Annotated in this window: 9 protein-coding genes and 1 pseudogene; 4 read left to right on the top strand and 6 right to left on the bottom strand. The window is 73.9% G+C overall.

Features of this window, described 5'->3' with window-relative positions:
• The first annotated feature begins 349 nt into the window (after positions 1-349).
• Complete coding sequence (locus ABZ371_RS20765; RefSeq protein ID WP_358681677.1) at positions 350-1,564, top strand: ROK family protein; 1,215 nt, start codon at positions 350-352, stop codon at positions 1,562-1,564.
• Positions 1,565-1,928: 364 nt separating this feature from the next.
• A complete protein-coding gene (locus ABZ371_RS20770) occupies positions 1,929-2,222 on the top strand; it encodes an SHOCT domain-containing protein (protein ID WP_358681701.1) in 294 nt (97 codons plus the stop codon).
• A gap of 158 nt (positions 2,223-2,380) precedes the next feature.
• Here the strand turns inward: ABZ371_RS20770 and ABZ371_RS20775 are convergent, their stop codons facing one another.
• Both ABZ371_RS20775 and ABZ371_RS20780 read right to left on the bottom strand, forming a co-directional pair.
• Positions 2,381-2,905, bottom strand: a complete 525-nt coding sequence (locus ABZ371_RS20775) for an ATP-binding protein (RefSeq protein ID WP_358681680.1) — start codon at positions 2,903-2,905, stop codon at positions 2,381-2,383.
• A gap of 215 nt (positions 2,906-3,120) precedes the next feature.
• Complete coding sequence (locus tag ABZ371_RS20780; RefSeq protein WP_358681683.1) at positions 3,121-3,438, bottom strand: hypothetical protein; 318 nt, start codon at positions 3,436-3,438, stop codon at positions 3,121-3,123.
• Positions 3,439-3,655: 217 nt separating this feature from the next.
• Here ABZ371_RS20780 and ABZ371_RS20785 point away from each other — a divergent pair, with 217 nt between their 5' ends.
• Complete coding sequence (locus tag ABZ371_RS20785) at positions 3,656-4,789, top strand: PLP-dependent cysteine synthase family protein (protein WP_358681686.1); 1,134 nt, start codon at positions 3,656-3,658, stop codon at positions 4,787-4,789.
• Between the two features lie 40 nt (positions 4,790-4,829).
• Here ABZ371_RS20785 and ABZ371_RS20790 read toward each other — a convergent pair whose 3' ends face one another.
• Together ABZ371_RS20790 and ABZ371_RS20795 are read right to left on the bottom strand one after the other, a co-directional pair.
• The gene (locus ABZ371_RS20790) at positions 4,830-5,264 is read right to left on the bottom strand and encodes an SRPBCC family protein (protein WP_358681689.1); all 435 of its coding nucleotides are present in this window, start codon (positions 5,262-5,264) and stop codon (positions 4,830-4,832) included.
• 57 nt (positions 5,265-5,321) lie between these two features.
• The gene (locus ABZ371_RS20795) at positions 5,322-6,152 is read right to left on the bottom strand and encodes a DeoR/GlpR family DNA-binding transcription regulator (RefSeq protein WP_358681692.1); all 831 of its coding nucleotides are present in this window, start codon (positions 6,150-6,152) and stop codon (positions 5,322-5,324) included.
• A 244-nt stretch (positions 6,153-6,396) separates the two neighbouring features.
• Between ABZ371_RS20795 and ABZ371_RS20800 the strand changes: the two genes are divergently transcribed.
• Positions 6,397-8,835: a hypothetical protein gene (locus ABZ371_RS20800; protein ID WP_358681695.1), complete on the top strand. Its 2,439-nt coding sequence runs from the start codon at positions 6,397-6,399 to the stop codon at positions 8,833-8,835.
• Here the strand turns inward: ABZ371_RS20800 and ABZ371_RS20805 are convergent.
• Both ABZ371_RS20805 and ABZ371_RS20810 read right to left on the bottom strand, forming a co-directional pair.
• Complete coding sequence (locus ABZ371_RS20805) at positions 8,805-11,234, bottom strand: right-handed parallel beta-helix repeat-containing protein (RefSeq protein WP_358681698.1); 2,430 nt, start codon at positions 11,232-11,234, stop codon at positions 8,805-8,807. The genes ABZ371_RS20800 and ABZ371_RS20805 overlap by 31 nt on opposite strands.
• 220 nt (positions 11,235-11,454) lie before the next feature.
• A pseudogene (locus tag ABZ371_RS20810) lies at positions 11,455-11,898 on the bottom strand (hypothetical protein); the annotation flags it as partial.

Here is an 11,898-nt window from a genome sequence, read left to right on the forward strand (position 1 = left end):
GGCCCCTCGCCGGGGCCCGGGGCGTCCCGCCGTTCCCCGGCGCTGACGCGGCCGACGACGACGGGAGCGCCACGGTGGTCCGAGGCCGGCCCGGGCGCGGCCGGGCGACGCGAGCCGAGGAGCCGCGCCATGGTGCGCCGAGCCGAGGGTCCGCAGCGCAGGGGCTGTCCGCAGGGGCCGTCCCGGGCGCTGCGGAGCGGGTCCCACCCGGCTTTGTTCAGTGGCGGTACAAATGAGATAGGCTGGCGGCGGCGACCCCCGTGACGCTGCCGGCGCCTGCGACGGACCGGTCGCCGGTGCGGGCGCCGAAGCGTCGGAGGAGGCCCGGGATCATGGGAGACTCGCCCCCATGAACGGCAAGCCGACCACCACGCGGACGAAGTTGGAGAGGGGCCGCAGCGCGCTCGGACCCGCCCTGGAGTTGGTGCACACCGGCCGGGCGCCCACCCGTGCCGTCCTGACCTCCGAGCTCGGAGTCACCCGCGCCACCGCGGGCGCGGTGGCCGCGGAACTCGAGGCGCTCGGACTCATCAGGGTCGACTCCAGCCCCGGTTCCGCCGCAGGTTCGCAGGGTCGCCCCTCGCACCGGCTGTCCGTCAAGGACAGCGGCCCCGTCGTGCTCGCCGCCCAGGTCCACTCCGACGGTTTCCGCGCCGCGCTCGTGGGGCTGGGCGGCAGGATCGTGGCCACCGCGCCGGGCTGCGTGACCGTCATGGCCGACCCAGCCCAGGTGCTCGGCGAGGTCGTCGACGCGGGTGCCCGGCTCCTCGGTGACAGCGGCCTCCGCTGCGTGGGCGCCGGGCTCGCGGTGCCGTCCGCGGTCGCCGAACCGGAGGGCACGGCCCTCAACCCGATGCACCTCGCCTGGCCCGCGGGTGCGCCCGTCCGGGACATCTTCGCCGCCCGCGTACGCGCGGCGGGGATCTCCGGTCCGGCGTTCACCGGTAACGACGTCAACCTCGCCGCCCTCGCCGAGCACCGTCACGGTGCCGGCCGGGGCGCTCAGCACCTGCTCTGCGTGGCCACCGGGCACCGGGGCGTGGGCGGTGCGCTCGTCCTGGACGGCCGCCTGCACACCGGCAGTTCGGGTCTCGCCCTGGAGGTGGGGCACCTCACGGTGAACCCCGAGGGGCGCCCCTGTCACTGCGGCGGGCGTGGCTGCCTGGACGTCGAGACCGACCCGCTGGCCTTCCTCGTCTCGGCACGCCGGGACCCGGGCCCGGAGGAGTCGCTGCTCAAACAGGCGGGCGACCTGCTGCGCACCGAGTACGACGACCCGCAGGTCCGGGCCGCCGCGCAGGAACTCATCGACCGGCTGGGCCTCGGCCTGGCCGGCCTGGTCAACATCCTCAACCCGGACCGCATCATCCTCGGCGGCCTGCACCGCGATCTCCTGGAGGCCGACTCCGAACGGCTGCGGGCGGTCGTCGCGGACCGCAGCCTGTGGGGCCGCAGCGGAAGCGTGCCGATCCTCTCCTGCACCCTGGCCCACAACAGCCTGGTCGGCGCGGCCGAACTGGCCTGGCAGCCGGTGCTCGACGACCCGCTGGCCGCGCTGGCCTGATCGGTCCGGGCGAGCGCGGAGACGGGACCGGCAAGGACGGAACCGGCAGAGACGTAACCGGTCCGCGGAGCTGCCCCGCGGACCGTACCCGGTGCCGGGGCCGGCACGGCACGACGCTCGCGGCGGGACGCCGCCACGACGGCACCGTGCCGTGCCCAGCGCGTCCCCGCCAGGCCGGTCCCTCCTCGCCGGCGGACGGCCCATGGCACGGGCCCGCGTCCGCCGTGGACGCAGCGGTCCGGCGGACGCGTACTCCCACGGGGGCAGGCACATCGCCTCCGGCCGTACGACGCCCCCGAACGCCCGCCCGGAGAGGCTGGGAAGCGTCAGGACACATGGAGCACCGACCGAGGAGCTGACCGAGATGAACATCATGGCGTACCCCGGCGGACCCGGACCCTGGGTCCTTCTCCTCCCGATCATCTGGGCGGCTGTCGTCATCGTCGTCGGCACAGTGCTGCGCCGTACCGTGTGGCGCGGCCGCCGCGCCCCGTGGCAGCAGCCCGGTGTCCGTACCGGCGGCGCCGGCGGGCGCTCGCCGATCGAGCTCCTGGGGAGGCGCTTCGCCGCGGGGGAGATCGACGAGGACGAGTACTGGCGCCGGCTCTCCGTCCTGGACGAGCCCTACGGGCGCTTCGGCGGGGCAGGGCCCGCATGAACGCGCCCGGAGCGTGACTCCGGGCACGGGGGAGCGCGTCGACCACTCGCGATCGACGCGCTCCGTGATGCTCCGTGCGGCGGTGTTGCTCCGTGCGGCAGGTGAGGCTCCGTGCGGGACCGGCCGGTGGCGGCCCTCCGGCCCCGGTGGCCCGGCGGTCAGCCCACGGCCGTCGACCGGGACCGTGCGCGGGCCGCCACCGGCTCGGTCAGGATCCCCGGGCCCGAACCGAACGGCCCGTCGGTCGTGGACCCGTACACGGGCAGGGGCGGCAGGGCGGTGGCGAAGGACGGGGCCGGGAGGGAGAACCAGACCACCTTCCCCGCGTCGCCGCCCGGCCGTACGCCCCAGCTCTCGCTGACGGCGGCGATGAGTGCCAGCCCGCGCCCGGAGGTGGCGGAGGCGTCCGCGTCGTTCACGGTCGGCAGCCGGGGGTCGTGGTCGTGGACGGACACCGTCAGGCGGTCGAGCAGCAGCTCGATCTCGACGGTGCATGACTTGTCCGGCTGCGCATGCCGGTGGACGTTGGTCAGCAGTTCGGTGACGCCGAGCGCCGCATGGTCGATCAGTGGATCGAGATGCCAGTAGCGCAGTTGCGCCGAGATGATTCTGCGGACCTGACCGATCCGCGACGGCAGGGCCTGGAGCTCCACCGCGCAGTGCCTGCTTGGCTCGCTGATCACGGCTGCGACTCCCCGAATGAGGTCCGGAAGAAGACGAAGGTACGGATCCAGCAGATGGCTGACTGCTGTTTCGTGTCTGGTCGTGCGTGGTCCGCCCTGTGCGGCCGGCGGAGCGGCTCTCGCCGTCACCGCCGGCCCACCTTCAGTGGCGTGTGACCAGCGTGACGCAGGGGGTTGGGCTTCGCAACTCGCGGTATCGGTACGGCACCCCTGCGTCATGCCCGTCGGCCGGACCCGCCCCGCAGCACCTCGAGGAACCTGCGGACCGGGGCGGCCCCGCCCGGCCTGCGGTTGCGCTGGCCCATGGTCAGCCGGTAGTGCACGCCGTTGATCCGCGCGATCGTCGAGTCGGCCGCGAGGAACCACCACTTGGCGGCCCGCACCGCGCTGACGGGCGCGCTCACGATCTCCCGGCCGTCGCTGGTCAGCAGCATCAGGCGGCCGTCCTCGACGATGACCTGGCCGGCCCGGGTGAGGGAGCGGGCCCATCGTTCGATCCTGACGTCGCTCGCGCGGAACTCCGCCTCGGCCATGACGACCCCCCCTCGTACCGCGTCCTGACGAGAAGTGTGCCCCGAGCCGGGCAACGCCGCCAGACCCCGCGACGCCCGGGGTCGCGGGGCGGCCGACGCGCCCCCGAACACGGGTGCCAAGGAGAGGCTATGGGACATCAAAGTGAAGGTTTGTGCAGGTGAGGGGAATATCGTGAGCCGTACCTGAGTACCGCTCGCCCTGAGAAGGAGACCCCTGATGGAAGCCAGTGAGCACCGAGCCGACGGTGGGGCCGAGGCGACCCTGGACGTCGACCGCAGCGACCCCGCATACCGGGCCTGGCTCAAGGAGGCGGTGCGCAAGGTGCAGGCGGACGCCAACCGTTCCGCGGACACGCACCTCCTGCGCTTCCCGCTGCCCGAGGAATGGGGCATCGACCTCTACCTCAAGGACGAGTCGACGCACCCCACGGGCAGCCTCAAGCACCGCCTGGCGCGTTCGCTCTTCCTGTACGGGCTGTGCAACGGCTGGATCCGTCCCGGTAAGCCGGTCATCGAGGCCTCCAGCGGGTCGACCGCGGTGTCGGAGGCGTACTTCGCCAAGCTGATCGGGGTGCCGTTCATCGCGGTCATGCCCCGCACCACCAGCCCCGAGAAATGCCGGCTGATCGAATTCCACGGCGGGCGGGGCCACTTCGTCGACGACGCCCGCCGGATCTACGAGGAGTCGGCGGCCCTGGCCGCCGAGACGGGCGGCCACTTCATGGACCAGTTCACCTACGCGGAGCGAGCCACCGACTGGCGCGGCAACAACAACATCGCCGAGTCCATCTACCAGCAGCTCAGGCTCGAGCGGTACCCCACACCCGCCTGGATCGTCGCCACCGCCGGGACCGGCGGCACCTCGGCGACCATCGGACGCTACGTGCGCTACATGCAGCACGACACGAGGATCTGCGTACCCGATCCGGAGAACTCCTGCTTCTTCGAAGGCTGGACCCAGCACGACCCGCGGGCGACCAGCGACTGCGGCTCACGCATCGAGGGCATCGGCCGGCCCCGGATGGAGCCGAGCTTCGTGCCCGGGGCCATCGACCGGATGATGAAGGTGCCCGACGCGGCCACCGTGGCGGCCGTACGCGTACTGGAACGCGCCATCGGCCGCAGAGCGGGCGGCTCGACCGGCACAGGACTCTGGAGTGCGCTGCGGCTCGTCGCGGAGATGGTCCAGGACGGGAGCACCGGCAGCATCGTCACGCTGTTCTGCGATCCGGGGGACCGCTACCTCGACAAGTACTACTCCGACGCCTGGCTGAAGGAGCAGCACCTGGACATCCGGCCCTACACGGAGACGATCGACGGATTCCTGGCCACCGGGACCTGGAACGGCTGATCCCGCCCCGCGGGCCGTCCCGCCTGACCCGAAGCGGCGCTCAGTCCTGGAGGAGGGTGTCGAGGGCGCGGCCGAAGACCCGCCGTCCCACCGCGGTGAGCAGCGGATCGCCCCACCGCGGGAGCAGCCGCACCCGTACCTCCTCGACCCAGATGACATGCGATCCCGAGCCGGTCGGCCGGACGTCGAGAGAGGCACGGCCCACCACCACCGAACCACGCTTCTCCAGCTCGCACAGGCCCGCCCGGCCGGCCACGGGCGGCGACCACCGCACCACTTCCATCGGGTCGTCGAAACCCAGTGGCCCCACCCCCGTGCGCGCCACGAAGACCGTGCCGGTGCGGGTGGGCGGAGCCGTGCGGACGGTGACGGACGTGAGCGGGACGGCCCCCGCGTGGCGCTCCCAATAGGTCACCCGGCGCCATGCCTCGGCGGCGGAGAGGGGAGTGAAACGCTCGATCCGGAAGACGGCCACCCTCCGATAGTAGGACGTCCGGCCCCCAGGGGCCGGGGAGCGGAACACCCGGCGGGCCTACTCGCCCGGCGCGCCCTCCGCCACGACCAGGCCGGGCAGCCGCTCCTCGATCTCCTGGCGCGCACCGTCCGGCAGGCCCGCGTCCGTGACCAGCGTGTCGACCTCGTCGAGCGAGGCGAAGGAACTCAGCCCCACCGTGCCCCACTTGGTGTGGTCGGCGACGACCACGACCCGCCGTGCCGCACGCACCAGACGGCGGTTCGTCTCCGCCTCGGCGAGGTTCGGCGTCGAGAGCCCGGCCTCGGCCGAGATCCCGTGGACACCCAGGAACAGCACGTCGAAATGGAGGGAAGCGATGGCCAGGTCCGCGACCGGGCCGACGAGTGAGTCCGACGGCGTACGCACCCCGCCGGTCAGTACGACCGTCGCCGCCCCGGACCGCGTGCCACCGTTGGCCGTCGGGCGCTGCGCGTCGTGGAAGACGTCGGCGACGCGGACCGAGTTCGTCACCACCGTCAGCCCCGGCACGTCCAGGAGATGCCTGGCCAGCGCGTACGTGGTCGTGCCACCGGACAGCGCGATCGCGCTGCCGGGCACGGCCATCGCGGCCGCGGTCCGCGCGATCTCCTCCTTGGCACCGAGCTCGAGCGTGGACTTCGCCTCGAAACCCGGCTCGTGCGTACTCGCCTCCACGACCGGGACGGCACCGCCGTGCACCTTCTCGATGACCCCCTGGCGTGCCAGCGCGTCCAGGTCCCGGCGGATGGTCATGTCGGACACGTTCAGCTTGCGGGTCAGCTCGTTGACCCGGACCCCGCCGCGCTTGCGCACCTCGTCGAGGATGAGGGCACGCCGCTGCTCCGCGAGCAGGTTCTGGTTCTCGCTCAACGCCGACCCCGGCCCTTCCCTCTGTTCGCACGGTCAGGCAGTCGCCTGCGGGACGGCCTCATCCTCCCACGCACCCGTGCCGGCGGACCCACTGGGGAGATTCGGTGAGACCCGTGCGCGCGGGGCCCGCGTCCGCGACAGTGGTGACCGGGCATCAGCCCGGAACCCCGGACCGGCACCGGCCCGTGCCCCCGGCCGTCCCCGGGCCGCGAAGGCTGACGGACCAGAGAGCGAGACACCTCACGTGCCACCTGCCACCCGAGTCCCGCAGAGCACCGGGCCCGCCCTGGAACTCCTCGTCCACGGTGTCGGCGGAACCACCCCGCAGGAGATGCTCGGCGACTGCCGTACGACCAGGGTGAGCGGTGACGCCACAGCCGCCATCCACCGGCGCACCGTGGACATCGAGGCGGAAGGGGATCCGGACCGCCCCCGGGAGGGGCCGGTCGCCGAGGCGTACTGCTGGTCCAACCTCACCTCCGGCAACAGTTCCCGCGCCCTGTGGCTCCTGCTGCTCCCCTTCATGGTCGTCAACCTCGCGCACTGGATGCGGCCCACCGCACGGGAGCACACCGCGGCGGTGCGGCTGTACGGGACGGTCGTACGGCTCGTCGCCCTCAGCCTCACCGTGCTGCTGACCGCCGCCGCCTGCGAGGTCGCCCTCGACCTCGTGGCCTGGCAGTGCGCGGGCGTGTCCCGCTGTTCCGGGCAACGCTCCTGGCTCGGTTTCCTGTCCGCCCGGCAGGACGGCTGGTGGTCCCAGCCCGGCCGCCGGCTCGCCCTCGCCGCGCTCGTGCCCACCGCACTGGTGGGGCTCCTGTGGTACCTCTCCAACCGGACCTGGAGCGCCTACGAGTCCCAGCGCCCGCTGAGCGCGGACGAATCCGGCGAGGACCCGGCACCGGGGCCCGCCCCGTCCGGCACCCCCCTCGTCCGCCCCGCCCTCGGCAGGCCCGGATTCTGGTACGGCCGACGGCTCGTGGCCCGGCTGCGCGCCGCACACACCGCCGCGGGTTTCCTGACGGTCGCGGCCGCGGTGGGGGGCGCCGCCACCCGGTACGACCGGGCGGCGGGCGGGTCCGTGCCCCCGGTGGTGGGCGGGCTGTTCGAAGCGGCGCTGGCCCTGTGCGGACTCGTCGTGGTCGCGGTGGTGTGCCGCCGCGGACGCGGCGAGCGGCGCCTGGACAACCGGATCGACCGCGCCGTCACCACGTTCCTCCCCGGCTGCGCGCTGGCCCTGCTGCTCGCCGTGGCCGTGTACGCGGCCTGGTCGCGTCCCGGATGGGTCTCCTCGGGCAGTCTGCCCGGGGAGGCGGCCTTCGGCCTCCTCGTGCTGGGCCAGGCCCTCCTCGTCGTCGTGCTCGCGGCCGTGGCGCTGACCCTGTACGGCAGCGCCCCCGGGCCGCGCACCGCTCTCCACGGCCTCGGAGGGCCCGCGGTGGCGATGCTGGCCTGCGCACTCGGCGGAGTCATGACCGGGGGGATCGCCCAGCGCGTCGCCGACTGGCTCGACGGGCCGGGCACTCCCGGCATGGGCAGCGGCTCCGCCATACCCGGCCCGCCCGTACTTCTGAGCTGGCAGGCATCCGTCATCCCCGTCCTGCTCCTCCTGCTGCTCGTCCCCGTCACCTGGCTCGCGGTCCGCACCGCGAGGCGCGCCCGCCGACTGGGACCGCGCATCGAGGCGGAGTACGAGGAGGCGCACCCGGACCAGGGCCGCACCCGCCACATCGCGCGCGTCCGGGCCGCCGCCGCGCTCACCGACTCCGCGCCCCGGATCGTGGGACTGCTCTCCGGCGCCACCCTGCTGCTGGGCGCCGGGGCCGTGGCCGGCTCGTGGCTGAGCGACGAGGTCCCCGGCCTGGCGATGGACGGGGCGGGGCCGCTGGTCGAGTCGCTGGCCGACGCGGCCCAGTCGACCGGATCGTGGCTGATCGGATTCGGCTTCATACTGTTCGTCACCTGGGGGCGCAGGGCCTACCGGGACGTCTCAGCCCGCCGCACCATCGGCATCCTCTGGGACGTGGGTACGTTCTGGCCACGCGCCGCCCACCCCTTCGCACCGCCCTGCTACGCCGAGCGCGCCGTCCCCGACCTCTCGTCCCGGATGTGTGCCTGGACGGCCCGGACCCGCGGCAGGCTCGTCATCTCCGGCCACTCCCAGGGCAGCGTCCTCGCCGCCGCCGCCGTCTGGCAGCTGCCGGACGCGGCCCGCAGACGGGTCGCGCTGCTCACCTACGGCTCACCGATCGAGCGGCTGTACGGGCGCTGGTTCCCGGCCTACTTCGGTCCCGGGCCGTTGGCCGGACTGCACCGCTCGGTGCACTGCTGGCGCAACCTCTGGCGTGCGACGGACCCCATAGGAGGCCCGGTCCGGATCGACGAGGGCCAGGGTCCCGAGGTGGACCGCGGCCCGCTGAAGGACCCGCTCGTCTACGGCCGGACCGCGGAGCACCCGCTCCCCGAGCCGGTCCTCGGGCACTCGGACTACCAGGCCGACCCGGTCTTCGCGGTCGAGCGCGCGGCACTCCTGGCACGCCTCGGGCCGCCCGGGCTGCCGCACCAGGCAGGCGCGGCGACCCCTCCCGCCGGGCCGGACGGCGCCGCCCCCGGGCACGCCGACGAGGAGACCGGGCAGGGCGGGGAGACGCCTCACGGCAGGCCGGGGAGGTCCTCCGGGTAGAGCATGGTCAGGTCGTCCGTGCTCGGTTCGGGGAGCTGGGCGACCCGGCCCGCGTGCCGCTCGACCATCGATTCGAAGGTCTGCCGGGCCGTGCGGCCGTTCCCGAAGGCCGGCCCCTTGGGGAGGGCTGTGAAATAGGAGAGCAGCGCCTCCCCGGTCCCGTCCGCCAGGCTGTACTCGTGCTCCTCGGACTGCTGCTCCACGATCCGCAGGAGTTCCTCGGGCAGGTAGTCGCTGAACGTGATGGTCCGTGAGAACCGGGAGGCGACGCCGGGGTTGACGGTGAGGAAGCGCTCCATCTCCCGCGTGTACCCGGCCACGATCACCACGACCGCGTCCCGGTGGTCCTCCATCAGCTTGACCAGCGTGTCGATGGCCTCCCGTCCGAAGTCGCGTCCGGAGTCCTCGGGCGACAGCGCGTACGCCTCGTCGACGAACAGCACCCCGCCGCGCGCCCGGTCGAACGCCTCCTGGGTCCGGATGGCCGTGGAACCGATGTGCTCACCGACCAGGTCGACCCGGGAGACCTCCACGAGATGGCCGTGCTCCAGCACACCGAGCGAGGCCAGGATCTCGCCGTACAGCCGGGCCACCGTCGTCTTGCCCGTGCCGGGGGAGCCGGTGAAGACCAGGTGGCGGCGGACCGAGGCCGCCTTCAGGCCCGCCAGCCGCCGGCGGCGGCCCACCTCGATCATGTCGGTCAGGGCACGCACCTCGCGCTTGACGCTCTCCAGGCCGACGAGCGCGTCCAACTCGCCGAGGACGGCCTTCGGGTCGCGGACCGGCTCGGCCGGGGGCACGGGGGCGGGGGCGGCGGCCCGCTGTCCCGGCAGCGCGCCGAGAAGACCGGGCGCCGTCTGCGCCGCCGTCAGCACCGCCGGAGGCGGGGGAGTGGTGCGGAGCCCGCTCTCGTCGCTCGTGCAGTCCTCCACGACGGGGCCGCCGGGGCGCCCCTCGCCGTTCAGCGCGGTGCCGTCGGCGAACTCGTAACCGCCGCGGGCGCACCGCTCGGTGCGGCAGCGGGTGAGGGTGGAACGGCACCCGTCCATGACGTGGAAGCCGTAGCCCTCGCTCCCCGTGACACGGCAGCCGTGGAACGTCCCGCGTCCCTCGGCCGAGACGTAGAAGCCGGCCTCCGCGGGAGAGGTGACCGTGCACCGCTCGACCGTCGGGTCGGCGCCCTTGGTGACGATGACCCCCGTCTGCACCGCGTCGATGGTGCAGTTGTTCAGGGTTCCGCCGCTCCCGTGGTCGCGGAACCAGGCGCCGGTGGACGCCTCGCGGACCCGGCAGTCGTCGAGTTGGGCGGTGGCTCCGTCGCTCACGGAGACCGCGGTGTTGCGGATCTGGAAGAGATCGCTGTCCACGACGTCGGCGCGTGAACCCCGGTCGAGGACGAAGAGGGCGTCGGGGACGTCGTGGACGCGGCAGGAATCGAGTATCACCGTGGCGCCGTCACTGACCCAGACCGCCGGGTAGTCGCCCGTGCTGTCGTGGATCTCGCACTGGTTGGCGTCGACGCGGGTCCCCGGGTCCCAGACGGACAGGCCGTTGCGGCCGAATCTGCGGACGGTGGACCGGGTCAGCGTGAGGACCGAACGCGACCGCAGATCGACCGCGTTCTCCGGGATGTCGTGGATGTCGCAGTCGGCGAGGGTGAGGACGGCGTCGGTGTCCAGCGTGACCCCGTCCGCGGACGTGCGGTGCACCACGCACTCGGTGAGGTTCGCCGCCCCGCGGGCGGTCACCTGCACGCCGCTGCCGTTGATCTCGTAGACCTCGCAGCCGACGGCCTCCAGGCCGCTGCCCTCGCCGGTCACGCTGAGGCCGGCGCCCGAGGCGTGGTGGACGCGGCAGCGCTCCAGCCGCGGATGTGCCCCGTCGCGTACGGAGACGCCCGACTGCCCGGCCGACACGATCTCGCACTCCTCGAAGACGCCTCCGGAGCCGTCCAGTACGGCGATGCCCACCCCGGCCGGATTGTCGACGGTGCAGCGCCGCACCGTGGGCCGGGCCGCACCGCGCACCTCGATGCCGGCGGCCGACCTCGTCACGATGCGCAGGTCGGACAGCTCGGGCGCGCCCTCCTCGACGAGGAGGGCGGGGGCGGCCGAGTCCTGACCCTCCACGTGCAGGTCCTGTACGACGGCGGAGGCCCGGACGGTCAGGGGAACACCGTCGGCCGGCGCGATCCGGACCGAGCCCGCGGAGCCTTCCGCGCCGCGCAGGGTGACGGCACGGTGGACGACGAGGTTCTCCCGGTACGTGCCGGGAGCGATCGTCAGGACGTCCCCGTCCGCCGCGGCCTCCAGGGCCGCGGCGAGGGAGGCGTATTCGCCCGTACGGCGCCGCCATCGCGATGTGCCGGTGTGCGTCACCTGGACCGTGCCCTGTGCCATGGTGCTGCCGTGCCCCCGCCTCGTGCCGTGTGCGCCGCCTCGTGCCCGCCCGCATGCCGGAGCCGCCGTGCACCGGCGGTTCCGGGTCCGCCTGCCGAGGAGTCGGGCGGGCCGCTCCACCGTAGCGCGCGTGAGGGGCGCGGACCGACGGGGCGGCCGTATCGGGCTCCTCCGCGCGGGGCCGGTGAGGGGGCCGGGGAGCACCCGCCGGACCCCGGTGTCAGCTGCCTGTGCCCGTTCTGCCCCAGTCGGGCCCCACCGCCGCCCACGCCCGGTCGAGTCGCACGTACCGCCGTCGCACCATGCGCCACACGGTCAGCCTGCGGGCGGTTTCCGCCGCACCGGCCACCAGCAGCGTCACACCGACGCCCGCCAGCACCGCGTGGGTGCGGGCGGTGGCCGCGTCCATGGGACGCGTCGCGGGGGCGCCCCGGCCGTCGGTCCAGATCCGGATCCGGTCACCGGGAGCGGTGGCCGCGGAGGTCGTCCACACCCTGCCCCGGCGCGCCGAACCGTCCGGGGCCTTCCACGCCGCCACCACGCGGGTGCGCGCGGTGTCCCCCGCGACGACGAACTCGGGATCCCGGGCGCCGTGGCCGCGGCCTCCTGGACGGTCACCCGGCGCAGCGCCTGACAGCCCGGGGGCTCCCCCGGTACGGGAAGT

The organism is Streptomyces sp. NPDC005899, assembly GCF_040629645.1.
Classification (GTDB): Bacteria; Actinomycetota; Actinomycetes; order Streptomycetales; family Streptomycetaceae; genus Streptomyces.